10 protein-coding genes are annotated in these 14154 nt (G+C 68.0%); 1 reads left to right on the forward strand and 9 read right to left on the reverse strand.

Annotation, left to right across the window (positions count from 1 at the left end; genetic code table 11):
* Positions 1-10: 10 nt before the first annotated feature.
* From ABDC78_RS17575 to hrcA, 6 genes are all read right to left on the reverse strand, one after another.
* Positions 11-1057 carry a PhoH family protein gene (locus ABDC78_RS17575; RefSeq protein WP_178359877.1) on the reverse strand — a complete coding sequence of 349 codons (1047 nt, stop codon included), beginning with the start codon at positions 1055-1057 and terminating at the stop codon, positions 11-13.
* Positions 1058-1160: 103 nt separating this feature from the next.
* Positions 1161-4043, reverse strand: a complete 2883-nt coding sequence (locus ABDC78_RS17580; RefSeq protein WP_178359876.1) for an RND family transporter — start codon at positions 4041-4043, stop codon at positions 1161-1163.
* Complete coding sequence (locus ABDC78_RS17585; protein WP_178359875.1) at positions 4040-4459, reverse strand: MmpS family transport accessory protein; 420 nt, start codon at positions 4457-4459, stop codon at positions 4040-4042. The genes ABDC78_RS17580 and ABDC78_RS17585 overlap by 4 nt, the downstream gene beginning before the upstream one ends.
* Before the next feature lie 100 nt (positions 4460-4559).
* Positions 4560-5300: a 16S rRNA (uracil(1498)-N(3))-methyltransferase gene (locus ABDC78_RS17590; protein WP_178359874.1), complete on the reverse strand. Its 741-nt coding sequence runs from the start codon at positions 5298-5300 to the stop codon at positions 4560-4562.
* A gap of 6 nt (positions 5301-5306) precedes the next feature.
* On the reverse strand, positions 5307-6455 hold the full coding sequence (dnaJ, locus tag ABDC78_RS17595; protein ID WP_178359873.1) for a molecular chaperone DnaJ: 1149 nt from the start codon (positions 6453-6455) through the stop codon (positions 5307-5309).
* 44 nt (positions 6456-6499) lie between these two features.
* Positions 6500-7531 carry a heat-inducible transcriptional repressor HrcA gene (hrcA, locus tag ABDC78_RS17600; protein WP_178359872.1) on the reverse strand — a complete coding sequence of 344 codons (1032 nt, stop codon included), beginning with the start codon at positions 7529-7531 and terminating at the stop codon, positions 6500-6502.
* Between the two features lie 161 nt (positions 7532-7692).
* On the opposite strand from hrcA, the gene ABDC78_RS17605 reads away from it, so the two are divergent.
* Positions 7693-8007 carry a type II toxin-antitoxin system VapB family antitoxin gene (locus ABDC78_RS17605; protein WP_178359871.1) on the forward strand — a complete coding sequence of 105 codons (315 nt, stop codon included), beginning with the start codon at positions 7693-7695 and terminating at the stop codon, positions 8005-8007.
* 122 nt (positions 8008-8129) lie between these two features.
* Here the strand turns inward: ABDC78_RS17605 and ABDC78_RS17610 are convergent, their stop codons facing one another.
* The 3 genes from ABDC78_RS17610 to ABDC78_RS17620 are packed head-to-tail and all read right to left on the reverse strand — an operon-like array spanning position 8130 to position 14150.
* Positions 8130-8345, reverse strand: a complete 216-nt coding sequence (locus tag ABDC78_RS17610; protein WP_178359870.1) for an MbtH family protein — start codon at positions 8343-8345, stop codon at positions 8130-8132.
* Positions 8323-9633 (reverse strand): NADPH-dependent L-lysine N(6)-monooxygenase MbtG, encoded by a 1311-nt coding sequence (mbtG, locus tag ABDC78_RS17615; protein ID WP_178359869.1) that lies wholly within the window; start codon positions 9631-9633, stop codon positions 8323-8325. The genes ABDC78_RS17610 and mbtG overlap by 23 nt, the downstream gene beginning before the upstream one ends.
* The gene (locus ABDC78_RS17620; protein ID WP_178359868.1) at positions 9630-14150 is read right to left on the reverse strand and encodes a non-ribosomal peptide synthetase; all 4521 of its coding nucleotides are present in this window, start codon (positions 14148-14150) and stop codon (positions 9630-9632) included. The genes mbtG and ABDC78_RS17620 overlap by 4 nt, the downstream gene beginning before the upstream one ends.
* Between the last annotated feature and the right edge of the window lie 4 nt (positions 14151-14154).

Consider the following 14154-nt stretch of genomic DNA (forward strand, 5'->3'; position numbering starts at 1 on the left):
GGGTCGGCCGCTACCGCCTCGGTCTGCCGGTGTTCGTCGAGCGGCGTTGCGCCCGGTTCATCAGCGTCGGCTCCTCGGATTTGGCGTATGCGTCCACGATCTCGGCCACCAGGCGATGCCGGACCACGTCCGCGCTGGTGAGCTCGGCGAAGTGGATGTCGTCGATCCCGTCGAGGATGCGCATCGCCGCACGCAACCCGGAGGCGGCGCCACCGGGCAGGTCGACCTGCGTGATATCGCCTGTCACAACGATTTTCGCGCCGAAGCCGAGCCGGGTGAGGAACATCTTCATCTGCTCGGCGGTGGTGTTCTGCGCCTCGTCGAGGATGATGAACGCGTCATTGAGGGTGCGGCCGCGCATGAAAGCCAGCGGCGCAACCTCGATCACGCCGGCGCTCATCAACTTCGGGATCAACTCCGGATCCATCATGTCGTGCAGCGCGTCGTAGAGCGGGCGTAGGTACGGATCGATCTTCTCGTACAGCGTGCCGGGCAGAAAGCCAAGGCTCTCACCGGCTTCCACTGCCGGGCGGGTGAGGATGATCCGGCTCACCTGCTTGGTCTGAAGCGCACTGACGGCCTTGGCCATCGCCAGGTAGGTCTTTCCGGTGCCGGCCGGGCCGATGCCGAACACGATGGTGTGCGCGTCGATCGCGTCGACGTAGCGCTTCTGGTTAAGCGTCTTGGGCCTGATCGTCTTGCCGCGACGCGACAGGATGTCCAGCGTCAGCACCTCTGCCGGGGACTCCTCGACCGTGCCCGTCAGCATCGCCACACTGCGGCGCACCGCGTCCGGTTTCAGCGCCTGACCGCTGGCCACGACCTCGATCAACTCCGAGATCGCCCGCTCGGCCAGAGCGACGTCGGCGGGGTCACCCGACAGCGTGATCGCGTTGCCTCGGGCGTGGATGTCGGCGGACAGGATGCGCTCGAGAGCGCGGAGGTTCTCGTCAGAGGAACCGAGAAGGCCCACGACGAGGTCGGGCGGAACGGTAATGCTGCTGCGGACCGGCGTTCCGGGTGCGTCCGAGGCGGCGTTCGACTCGCGGGGGCTCACGTGCGGTTTTCTGCCTGCTTCCTCTGTTTCGACTCTCAGATTCCAGCCGGTCCGGCCGAATCGAAACCCCAGTTTAGCGCCGTCGCCCGTCACGTCCCAACGGTTATGACGGCGGCCCCACCGGGATCGGCTGCGTCGACTCGACCGGGCGCGACGGCGGCGGACGCAGCGGCCGGGTGCGCACCGGCACCGGCCACCAGAACCAGCGGCCCAGCAGGGTGGCGATCGACGGCATCATGAACGCCCGCACGATGAACGTGTCGAACAGCAGCCCCAGACCGATCGTCGTCCCGACCTGGGCCATGATCTTCAGGTCGCTGACCACCATCGATCCCATCGTCAGCGCGAACACCACCCCGGCCACCGTCACGACGCTGCCGGTGCCACCGATGGCCCGGATCATCCCGGTCTTGAGCCCGGCGGGGATCTCCTCTTTGAACCGCGACACCAGCAGCAGGTTGTAGTCCGACCCGACGGCAATCAGCGCGATGATCGACAGCGCGAGCACCATCCAGTGCAGTTCGATGCCGATGATGTGCTGCCAGATCAGGATCGAGATCCCGAACGACGCACCCAGTGACAGCGTGACGGTGCCGACGATGACCAGCGCGGCGACCAGACTGCGCGTCAGCACGAGCATGATCATCAGGACCAGACACATCGCCGAGATCACCGCGATCAGAAGGTCGTAGCTGGATCCGTCGGACATGTCCTTGAACGTCGCCGCGGTGCCACCCAGTTGGATCGTCGCATCTTCGAGGGGGGTGCCCTTGAGCGCTTCGATCGCCGCGATCTTGATCGGCTCGACCCGCTGCAGCGCTTCCTCGGTGGTCGGACTCCCGCGGTGCGCGATGAGCATGCGCACGGTCTTGCCGTCGGGTGAGAAGAAGCTCTCCATGGCCCGCTTGAAGTCCTCGTTCTCGAACACCTCGGGCGGCAGATAGAACGAGTCGTCGTTCTTCGCCGAGTCGAACGCCTTGCCCATCTCCGTGGAGTCGCGGGTCAGTTCGTCCATCTGGTCGTAGAAGCCGCCCATGGTGGCGTAGGTCGTCAGCATCATCTGCTGCATGTTCTCCATGGTCGCGATCATCGGCGGGAACGTCGCCAGCATCTGCGGCAGCAGCACCTTCATCTCGGCCATGTTCGTCACCGCTTTGTCGAACGTGTCGGTCATCAGGCTGATGCCGTCCATGGAGTCGAAGATCGACCGGAACGACCAGCAGATCGGGATGTTGTAGCAGTGCGGCTCCCAATAGAAGTAGTTGCGGATCGGCCGCCACATATCGTCGAAATCGGCGATCGTGTCCCGGATCTGGTGGACCGTGTCCCGCATCTCCGTCATGTCGTCGATCATCTCGGTGGTGATGGCGGAGAACTTCGTCATCAGCGAGTACATCGTCCGCATCGTGGCGATCGTCGTGCCGATGTCGTCGGCCTGGGTTCGCATGTCGGCGATGCGGTCCTTCATCAGCTTCATGTTCTGTTGCTGACCGACGCCCTGCATGCTGATCAGGAAAGGGATCGAGGTGTGCGCGATCGGAGCCCCGTCCGGACGGCTCGGCGCCTGCACGCGCGCGATGCCCTCGACACCGAACACTCTCTTGGCGAGCCGATCGAGGACCAGGAAGTCCGACGGGTTGCGCAGATCGCGGTCGGCCTCGACGAGGAGCACCTCGGGGCTCATCCGCGACAGCGAGAAATGCTCGGTCGCCGCCTGCAGGCCGGCGTTCGCCGGGATGGACGCCGGGATGTAGCGGGTGTCGTCGTAGCTGGTCTGGTAACCGGGCAGGGCGGCCAACCCGACCAGAGCCAGGGCCAGCGACGCCACCAGGATGGGACCGGGCCAGCGCACCACCATCGTGCCGATGCGCCGCCACGCACGGATCCGCATGGCGCGCTTGGGTTCCAGCAGCCCGAAACGGCTGCCGAGGGTGACGATCGCGGGCCCGAGCGTCAGCGCGACCGCCACCCCGGCGAGGATGCCGACCGCGCACGGGATGCCCATGCTCTGGAAGTAGGGCATCCGGGTCAGCGACAGGCAGAACATCGCGCCGGCGATCGTCAGACCGGAACCGAGCACGACGTGCGCGGTGCCACCGAACATCTCGTAGTAGGCCTGCTCGTGGTCGGCGCCGGCGGCCCGGGCCTCCTGGTAGCGGCCGACCAGGAAGATCGCGTAGTCGGTGCCGGCGGCCACCGCCAGCGAGATCAGCAGGTTCACCGCGAACGTGGACAGCTCGATGACCTGGAAGTGACCCAGCGCCGCCACCAGCCCGCGGGCCACCGACATCTGGATGAACACCATCACCAGCAGCAGGATCACCGTCGTGACCGAGCGGTAGAAGAACAACAGCACCACGATGATCACCGCGAAGGTCACCAGCAGGATGCGCAGCATGCTGCTCTCGCCGGCGATGTTCACGTCGGCGGTCAGCGCGGCCGGCCCGGTCAGGTGGACCTGCACGCCGGGCGGAGGCGGCGACCTGTCGACGATGTCCCGGACGGCCGCCACCGATTCGTTGGACTCGGTCTCGCCCATGTTTCCGGCCAGGTTCACCGCGACGTAGGCCGCTCTGCCGTCCGAACTCTGCGCGGCGGCTTCGGTCAGCGGGTCGCCCCACATGTCCTGGATGCTGCGGACGTGGTCGGAGTCGGCCTCGAGCTTGGTGACGAGCTGCTCGTAGTAGGTGTGCGCGTCGTCGCCCAGTGGCTGGTCGCTCTCCAGGACGATCATCGCGATGGAGTCGGAGTCGGACTCCCCGAACAGCCGACCCATGTCGGACATCGCCTGCATCGACGGGGCGTCACTCGGACTCATCGACACGGCGTTCTGGCTGGCCACCACCTCCAGCTGAGGCACCAGGACGTTGAGCGCGACCACCACCAGCAGCCAACCGAGCAGGATCGGAACGGCGAGACGGCGAATCCAGCGTGCGATCGCCGACGGTTCCCGAACGGATCTACCGGTATGGGCGGTCAGGCTCATGCGGATTTCGTGAAGCAGTAGATGTATGCGGATACGTTGTAGGCGGTGCGCTCGTCCTTGACCACGTCGTCAGCCAGGATCCGGCAGCCGATGAAATCGCTGTCGCCTTGTGCCACAACATTTCCCACCATCGCCGGAGAGTTGCTCTCGACCACGACCGACCACGGCAGCGTGGCCCCGACGATCTGGTTGGGATCACCCTCGGCGTCGATGTAGTTGATGTCTGCCACCGCGCCGGGCGGACCGAAGACCTCGTAGCGAACCCGCTTGGGGTCGGACTTGTTCGATTCCTCGGACATGTTCCCCGCGTAGGTCGGCAGCTGTTCGGAGCCGAAGATGCCGCGGATCCGCCATACGGTGAATCCGCCGACGACGACTACGACCACCAAAACGAGCGGGATCCACGCTCGGGTCACACGGGTGAGAATCAGGAGTCCTTCGCCCTCGGGTACATCTTCAGAAGGGAAGGCTAACCTATCTAACGAACGGGACGGGAGCTACCCCCCGGGGGTGTGGTCAGCGCCATCTCGGCGTGAGTACACCCAGCGCGCCGAGCGCCACCGCCGCAGCCGTCGACGTCCGCAACACCGTCGGCCCCAGCCGCACCGGGAGGGCGCCGGCATCGGCCAGCGCGGTGAGTTCGTCATCGGAAATGCCACCTTCGGGTCCAATGACCAGTGTGAGCCCGGCGCTCTCCCCGACCGCCACGTCGGCCAGCGCGGTCGTCGCGGACTCGTGCAGGATCAGCACGGTCGACGCCGCCGCGGCGCGCACCCGATCGACGAGTTCCGCCGTGGAGACGACACCGTCGACGGTCGGGACGTACGGACGTCTCGACTGGCGGGCGGCCGCCCGCGCCACGGCGCTCCACCGGCGCAGCCCTTTGTCGACCTTCGCGGGCCCGTCCCAGCGGGCCACGCAGCGCGACGCCTGCCATGCGACGAAGGCGTCCGCCCCCACCTCCGTCGCCAACTCGACGGCCAGCTCCGAGCGCTCCGATTTGGGCAGCGCCTGCACCACGGTGACCGTCGGCGCGGGTCGCGGCACCAGACGACGATCCTGCAACCGGGCCGACAGCCGGCCCTTGGCGACGTCCTCGACGATGCAGTGCGCCACCGTGCCGACCCCGTCGCTCAGGTCGAGGTGCTCACCGGGTCGGGTGCGGCGGACGTTGGCGGCATGGAACCCCTCGTCGCCGTCGACGATCGCGAGGTCGCCGACCTCGGGCAGGTCTTCGACGTAGAAGAGACTGCGCACTGCGCGCTAGCGGCCGGTGAAGGTTTCGCGCAACCGGTTGAACAGGCCGCCGCCGTGCGAGTTGCTGTTGTTCTGCGCGGTGCGCACCTCGGCCGCGCCCTTGCTGCGCTCCTTGAACGCGCGCAGCAGTTCGACGTCCTCGTGGTCGAGCCGGGAGGGCACGACGACGTCGATGTGGGCGTGCAGGTTGCCGCGCACCCCCGAGCGCAGATGGGGCATGCCGTGGCCACGCAGCGTGGTGATCGCGCCGGGTTGTGTCCCGGCGCCGACGGTGATGTCGATGGGTCCGTCGAGGATCGCGTCGACGGTGACCGTGGTGCCCAGCGCGGCGTCGACCATCGGCACCGAGATGGTGCAGTGCAGGTCGTCGCCATCGCGGACGAAGATGTCGTGGGGCTTCTCGTGCACCTCGACGTACAGGTCGCCCGCCGGGCCGCCACCGGGTCCGACCTCGCCCTGCGCGGCCAGTCGCACGCGCATCCCGTCACCGACCCCGGCCGGGATCTTGACGCTGATGTCGCGACGTGCGCGCACCCGGCCGTCGCCGGCGCACCGGTTGCACGGATCCGGGATGACCTCGCCGACGCCGCCGCACACCGGACACGGACGCGACGTCATCACCTGGCCCAGCAGCGAACGCTGCACGGTCTGGATCTCGCCGCGGCCGCCGCAGGTGTCGCACGCCACCGGCGTCGAGTTGCCGTGGGTGCCCCGGCCCTGGCACAGGTCGCACAGGATCGCGGTGTCGACGGTGACCTGCTTGGTCACGCCCGTCGCACACTCGGTCAGGTCCAGCCGCATGCGCAGCAGCGAATCCGACCCGGGTCGGACCCGGCCCGTCGGTCCGCGCGAGCTGGGCCCACCGCCGAAGAAGGCCTCGAAGACGTCGCCCAGACCACCGAAACCGCCGAATCCTCCGGCGCCGCCGGCCCCGGCGGACTCCAGTGGATCGCCGCCCATGTCGACGATGCGACGCTTTTCCGGGTCACTGAGCACCTCGTAGGCGGCGCTGATCTCCTTGAAGCGCGCCTGCGCCGCCTCGTCGGGGTTCACGTCGGGGTGCAGCTCGCGAGCGAGCTTTCGATAGGCGCGCTTGATCTCCGAATCACTCGCGCCGGTGCTCACCCCGAGCATGCCGTAATAGTCGCGTGCCACGCTCAACCTTTCCCATCCGTTGATCTGTTCGAGACGAACTCAGATCAGCGGCTACCTAGGACCTCGCCAATATAGAGAGCAACCGCGGCGACGTTGGCGATGGTTCCCGGATAGTCCATCCGTGTGGGACCCACCACACCCATGCCGCCGAACACCTTGCCCGAACTGCCGTACGCGGTACTGACCACCGAGGTGCCAGCCATCTGTTCGGCTTCTGTTTCGTGACCGATACGCACGGTCACCTTGCCCGCCTCCTGCTGCGCAGCCAGCAACCGCAGCACCACGACCTGCTCCTCGAGCGCCTCCAGCACCGAACGCAACGAGCCGCCGAAGTCGGCGGTGTTGTGCGTCAGGTTCGCGGTGCCACCCAGCAGCAGCCGCTCCTCGCGGTGCTCGACCAGCGACTCCACCAGCACCGTCGCCGACCTGCCGACCGCGTCGGCGAAGCTGCCCTGACCGTTGAGGTGTGAGGCCAGGTCCGCGACCGCGATGGACGCCGCGGCCAATGGCTTGCCTTCCAGCGCTTGGCCGAGCAGATCACGCAACTGGGACAGTTGCCCGTCGTCGATGCCGTCGCCGAGTTCGACGATCCGCTGGTCGACACGCCCGGAGTCGGTGATCACCACCAACAGCAGCCGCGCCGGCGTCAACGCCACCACCTCCAGTCGGCGGACCGACGATGTCGACAGCGTCGGATACTGCACGATCGCGACCTGACGGGTCAGCTGAGCGAGGAGTCGCACCGCGCGGCGCAGCACGTCGTCGAGGTCGACGCCGGTCTCCAGGAACGTCAGGATCGCGCGTCGCTCCGCGCTCGACATGGGTTTGACGTTGTCGAGACGATCGACGAACTCGCGGTAGCCCTTCTCGGTGGGCACCCGCCCTGAGCTGGTGTGCGGCTGCGCGATGTAGCCCTCGGCCTCCAGCACCGCCATGTCGTTGCGCACGGTCGCGCTCGACACCCCGAGGTTGTGGCGCTCGACCAGAGACTTGGAACCGATGGGCTCTTTGGTGGAAACGAAGTCGGCGACGATGGCGCGCAACACCTCGAAACGACGATCGTCAGCGCTACTCACTGTTCACCTGCCTCTCGTGCCCGTTGCGGTCGCTGTTCAGTTTACGGTGACCAGCGGCGGGTTCATCGACCGAGCAACGCGACACCCTCGGCCGACGCGGGTTAATCTTGCAGACCTAACAATGTTGCCGGGGGGCCGCAGGGGCAAGCGAAGGCGCGTCGATGATCTTCAAAGGTGTCCGTGATGGCAGGCCCTACCCCGACCACGGGCTGTCGCATCGGCAGTGGGCCCAGATCCCGCCACGCCAGATCCGCCTCGACGAACTGGTGATGACGACCACCGTGCTGGCCCTGGATCGGCTGCTTTCTGAGGACTCCACCTTCTACGGGGATCTGTTCCCGCACGCCGTCCGGTGGCGCGGCAACGTCTACCTCGAAGACGGCCTGCACCGGGCGGTGCGGGCCGCGCTGCGCAACAGGACGGTCCTGCACGCGCGGGTGTTCGACATGGACGCCCCGCTACCCCAACCCGGCTGACTCCCCCACGTTGTTCCGCGAGGGCGCGTGTCTGCACACCGACGCGCCGTAATTGTTGGCACTCAACGCGCGCTCACCGCTCCTGACCGCGCTCAAACAGCCGTATCTGACCTGGCGAAGGCTCAGCTGTCCGCCATCGCATCGCGCAGGCTGCGCGGCCGCATGTCGCTCCAGGTCTCCTCGACGTAGGCGAGGCAGTCGGCGCGGGTGCTCTCGCCGAAGACCACCCGCCATCCGGCGGGGACGTCGACGAACGTCGGCCAGAGGCTGTACTGGTCCTCGTCGTTGATCAGTACGTAGAAGCTGCCGTTGTCGTCATCGAACGGGTTGGTGCTCATCGGTTCTCCTCGTGGATGGGGTCGCGCCCGCGGCGTCGGGGTATCGGCTGCCCAACACCCGGTCCGACATCAGACCCAGGCAGCTCAGGTTGGGAAATCCGGGCCCCTGGGTGAGCCCGGCCAGGCCGGGGAGGAAGAGCTTGGGTTCGACCCCGGAGACGGCGAGATCGTTTCCGATCGATTCCTGCAGGGCGTCCCCGGTCAGTGGGCGCTTGAGGCCAAGCTCGAGCAGATCGCGGGCGTCCTGGCTGAACAACGACTCGAACCACATCGCGTCCGCGCCTGAGCCGTCGATCACCAGGTCGAACCCGTGCACCGTCTCCAATCGCTCGGCACCACGATTGGTGCTGAGCGTCAACCGGATTCGTTCCTCGCGCGCGACGGCGTGGGCGACCCGGCCGCGAAGGTGCCGGATCCGGTCGTCGGCCAGCAGCGCATCCTGCACCCTGGCAGAGAACACCCCACGATCGGTGCGCGCCAGGGCATCCCGCCGCTCGGCCATCGTCAGGCTCGACCAGTCGGTCGGATCCGAGAACAGCGTGTTCTCGAAGAAGCTTTCGCCGCGCGTGAACAGGGTGACCTGCGGTGAGATCACGGTGATGGTCGAAACCCGGTGCCGGAAGAGTTCGTTGAGCATCGAGGCGGCTGTTTCGCCGCCGCCGATGACCGCCACCCGCTCAGCGGCGATGAGCTCGTTGCGCGCCGCCTGCTTCCAGAACTGCGCGATCGAGAGCACTCGCGGGTCGTGTGGGAGGATCGACCTCTCGGCCTGGCCCGGGCCGGTGATCATCACCCCGTCGGCGTGGATGGCCGGCCCGTCCGTGACCAGCTCCCACCGTGCGTCGTCGACCGAAATACGCTCGACCTCAGCAGATATCACGGACATTCCGACGTTGTCGGCCACCCAGCGCAGATAGCGGCTCCAGCCCCCGTGGGTCGGTGAGGGCCGTCCCCGGTCCACCCACTCGGCGAACTGGGCACTGGAGATCAGATACGACTGCCAACTGTGCCGGGTCATCCGCTCGTCGAGTTCGGCGTTGCGCCGCGGCACCAGCGACGAGCGGTACGGGAATCCGACGTCCTTCTCCGGGCTGGTGCCCAATCGGTGCTGGCCATCGGTCCACCCGCCGACGGCCTGCCAGTTGGCGGCGACGGTGCTGCGCTCGATCGCCACGACGTCCGGCGCTTCGACGCCCATGGCCCGCAATTCGGCGGCCTTGGCCGCAACCGCGATTGCCTTGGGCCCGGCACCGATGATCGCCAGCGTGGGCCTGCCGGGGGTGCTCACAGTGCGTCTCCCAGGACGGCCACGGCGCGGCGCCAGTGATCGGTGATCCGGTCGACATCCTCAGCGCTGGAGAGTGATTCGCTCCATCGCCAACTGGTACGCAACTGCGGGCCGTCGGCGCTGCCGTGCACCACCGAGATCACGTCGAAGGTGTAGCGCAGCGGCAGGTCGGGTTCGGGTGCGGTCGGCATCTGCCCGTTGAGGGAGCCGTCGGTGATCAACGACCAGTCGGTGCTCGCCTGGTCGGCGCGCAGGTCGTAGCGGCCGACGTAGTTGAACTCGAGTTGCGGGTCGGGCAAGGCTGCCAGGTCCGACGGCGAGCCGTCGTACGGGTAGCGGAGCAATCCGTAGTCCAGCCCCCGGTTCGGCACGCCCGCAAGCTGTTCGGTCACCGCGGTCAGCAGCGTTCGGGCCGCGGCGGGATTGCGCTCGGCGGTGGTGATGTCGATCGCCGCCTCGCCTGCCCCCAGGCGAACCGGGTAGACCGACGTGAACCACCCGACGGTGGCCGACGTGTCCACCTCGGGGGCCACCATACCGTCCTCTCGGCCGTGCCCCTCGAGTGCGATCAGGGCACCGTGATGCGCCGGCTGCCCGCGGCTGTGCCGGAACGATGCGATGGTCAATGTCAGCGCGGTGAGCAGGAAGTCGCGCATCTCGATACCGGCACTGTCCAACCGGCGCAGGATGTTTCCTGTGGTGACGGTGTCGGTGAGGATGTCGGTCAGCCGCAGCGAGGCCCAGGTGTCGCGGCCCGGGTCTGGCATGCGGTCGCCCAGCACCGGGTCGGGGGCGGCGAGCTGACGGGTCCAGTATCCCTGCTGGCCGGCGACTTCCGGCAGCCGGCTGCGCTGCTCGAGCAGGGCGCACCACCGGCGGTAGGTGGTGTACTCGGCGGCGGAACCGGGGGTGCCCCCGGCTTCGGTCTCGTCGGCCAGTTGCGTCAGCGCCCCCAGCATGACGTACCACGACACCACGTCGGTTGCCAGATGGTGCACACACAGCATCAGCACCGACTGCGGCCCGGTGACCCAGACCGCCTGCACCATCGAGCCCTTGACGGGGTCGATCCGCTCGATCGCGGCAGCAGCTTCCGACGCGATGACATCGCGTGCAGCGGCGTCCTCGGGAAGATCCACCCGCGCGAGCACGTCGCGGGCCTGCACCGAACCCGGCGGCCGGGTCGACAGGCGGTACCCCGCGCTGTCGTCGAGCACCGAGCGCAGCATGTCGTGGCGATCCAGCAGCCCCTGCAGGATCTGCTCCAACCGACGCTCGGTGATGCCGGCCGGCAGCGAGATCAACACGTTCTGGGTGAACCGGCGGAAGTTCCCGTGCTCGTACATCCACGACACGATCGGCGCCGGGCTGACCTCGCCGAATCGCTCGGGATCGGCCGCCGCAGGCGCGTGGTCATCGACACCGGTGTCGATCGCTGCCGCCAGCTCACGAATATTGCTGCAGTCCAGCATCAATCGAGCGCGCATCGAGATACCTCGGCGGCGTGCGGCCTGCACCATCGTCAACGCGACGATGCTGTCCAGGCCCATCTCCAGGAAATCGGTGGTCACCCCGAACCCGACCGGGTCACCGTCGAGTACCTCGGCGAGCAGCTCGGCCAGCACCACCTCGGTCGGCGTCTCCGGCGGCGCCGACCGAGCGTGCGAGTCCGTCGAGTCGACGGCGATCACCGCGAGTGCGGCTTCGTCGATCTTCCCGTGTGCGGTCAGCGGCAGCGTGTCGACGAGGACGACCTGCTGGGGAACCATGTAGCGCGGCAACCGCGCCGACAACAGCGCCCGCAGCTCGGCAACCGCGGGTGGCCTGCCGCCGACGGCGACATAGGCGGTCAGCCGCGGCGTCCTTCCGGCCGTGTCCGTCGTGACGTGCGCGTCGCGAACCTCCGGATGGCTCTGCAGCACGGCCTCGATCTCACCCGGCTCGACGCGGAAGCCCCGGATCTTGACCTGGTCGTCGACCCGGCCGAGGAACTGCAGTCCGCCGTCGGCGCCGCGGCGCACCACGTCACCGGTGCGGTACATCCGCCGTCCCGCGGCGAACGGGTCGGCGACGAAGCGGCGCGCCGTTTCCGCGGCACGGCCGAGGTACCCGCGGGTGAGCTGATCCCCCGACAGGTAGAGCTCGCCGGCCACCCCGTCGGGTACCGGACGCAACCATCCGTCCAGCACGTGGGCTCGGGTGGTCTGCGTCGGCCGTCCGATCGACGGCCGCTGGTAGCCGTCGATCGCCGCGACGACCGCCTCGACCGTCGTCTCCGTCGGTCCGTAGCAGTTGAACGCCGTCATGCCGGTGCGCGCGCATTCGTCGCGGATCAGTCGCCAGGTCGCGACGCTGACCGCCTCGCCGCCCAGCGCCAGCACTGCGAGCGGCACGGTGGTGAGCAGCCCGACGTCGTGCAGCTGGGCGAACATCGACGGCGTGGTGTCGAGCATGTCGATGCCGAACCGGCCGATCGTCTGCACCAGAGCTTCTGCGTCACGCTGTGATTCGTCACCGACGATGTGCACCGAGTGACCGTCGAGCAGCGCGGCCAGCGGCTGCCAGGCGGCATCGAAGGTGAACGACCAGGCGTGGGCGACACGAAGCGGACGGCCGACACGGCCGGACGCCGGTCGCAGTACGTGCTCGGCATGGTCGGCGGCATAGGCCAGCACCGCGCCGTGGGTACCGACCACGCCCTTGGGTCTGCCCGTCGTCCCGGAGGTGAACACGACGTACGCCGCCTGCCCGGCATGCACCTGTGCAGGACGGTACGACGGCGGTGGGTCGTCGAAGGCCGACGCCACGAACGCCTCGTCGATCGTGACCCGCGCGCCGGATTGATCGAGGATGTCGGTGACCCGTTCGGCGGGCATCGACGGATCCAGCGGCACGATCATCGCACCGGCCTTGAGCACCCCGAGCATCGCGGCGACGTAATCCGCTCCCCGGGAGAGCATCACGGCGACCGGGCCCTCCGGCTGCACTCCGCGGTCGAGCAGCGCCGCGGCCAGTCGGTCGGCCGCCTCGTCCAACTCGCGGTAGGTCAGGGACCCGCCGCTCCACGTGAGCGCCTCGGACCCCAATCGGGCACCCGCGATGTCGGTGAATGTGGTGTGGACGCCGGAGCGTGACGAGTCACCTGCGGGCCGGATGTCCTGCGGCTCAGTCTCTTCGGGCAGCAGGACGCCGACGTCGCGCAGCGGCCTGTCCCAATGACTGATCAGCCGCTGCGCGGTGTGCAGCACCCGCTGTCCGAGTTTCGCGGGGTCCAGCTGCCCCAACGCGCCCTCGAGCACCTCCACGAGAATCGTCAGTTCCGCACCTGCGAGGTGCGCGGCGATCGTGACCGGGAAATGGGACAGGCTCTCCAGCGCCGCCGGGATGAAAGTGGCTCCGTTGGCCGGGAATCGGGCGGTACCCACCACCGTGCCGGGTGGGAAGTTCTCGTAGACCAGCAGGGTGTCGAACATCTCGCCGATCCCGCCGAGCGCGCGCATCTCCGAGTGGCTGAGGTAGCTGTGTTCGCGCAGCGCGGCGGCCTGGCGTTGCAGCGCGAGGCACTGGGTACGCGTCGACGCACCAGGATCCAGTTGCACCCGCAGCGGGACGGTGTTGATGAACAGCCCGACCATGCGTTCCACACCGGCCAGTTCGTCGGGACGGCCCGAGACCGTGACCCCGAATGTCACGTCGTCACGGTCGGTCATCACCGACAGGATTGTCGCCCAGGCCATCTGGATGAGGGTGTTCATCGTGACGCCACGGCTTCGGGCTGCTTCGGCCAGCTGCCGGGTGGCTTCGGCCCCGAGGGTGACCTCGGTCAACCGTGGCCGGCCCGGCGGCGGTGTCGCCGAGGTGAGCGACGGGGTGAGCAGCGTCGCCGCGTCCACACCGTCGAGGTAACGCCGCCATATCTCACGGCTGGAGTCCTGGTCGCGGTTGGCCAGCCAGCCGATGTAGTCCCGGTAGGGCCGGGGCGGTTCCGGCAGCGCGGTGAGGTCCCCGCCGGCCCGGTACAGCGTGACGAGCTCACCCATGAACAGCGGCAGCGACCAGCCGTCGATCACGATGTGATGGGCGGTCACCACGAATCGCCAGCGTTGCGGGGCCTCGATGAGCAGGAACCGGATGACCGGTCCCCGGGCAAGGTCGAAAGCCCGTGCGCGCTCGGCTGCTTCGAGCGCGTCGACAGCAGCGTCGGAATCGGCCGTGACGTGCCGCCACGGCAGGTCCACCCGACTGGGGATCACCTGCACCGCGCGGCTGAGATTGCCCTGGACAAAACCGGCACGCAGATTCGCGTGGCGGGCCAACAGCTGTGCCGCGCACTCGCGCAGCAGTGCGACATCAAGCGAACCGGTGACGTCCGCGGCCATCGCGATGAGGTACGGATCGGCGTCCCCGGCAGTCCCTTCGGTCAGGGTCGCCATCGAGAAGAGCCCCTGTTGGAGCGGACTCAGGGCCAGCACGTCCTCGACGACGGGCGGCTGGACCTGCGGTTCGGTCTGTGTCATTCGG

The organism is Mycobacterium sp. DL (assembly GCF_039729195.1).
GTDB lineage: Bacteria > Actinomycetota > Actinomycetes > Mycobacteriales > Mycobacteriaceae > Mycobacterium > Mycobacterium hippocampi_A.

Bases quoted from the DNA above. Each gene is read 5' to 3' on its own strand.
- ABDC78_RS17620 (WP_178359868.1), bottom strand. From the start codon at position 14,150: ATGACACAGACCGAACCGCAGGTCCAGCCGCCCGTCGTCGAGGACGTG.
- ABDC78_RS17605 (WP_178359871.1), top strand. From the start codon at position 7,693: ATGATCTTCAAAGGTGTCCGTGATGGCAGGCCCTACCCCGACCACGGG.
- ABDC78_RS17610 (WP_178359870.1), bottom strand. From the start codon at position 8,345: ATGAGCACCAACCCGTTCGATGACGACAACGGCAGCTTCTACGTACTG.
- ABDC78_RS17580 (WP_178359876.1), bottom strand. From the start codon at position 4,043: ATGAGCCTGACCGCCCATACCGGTAGATCCGTTCGGGAACCGTCGGCG.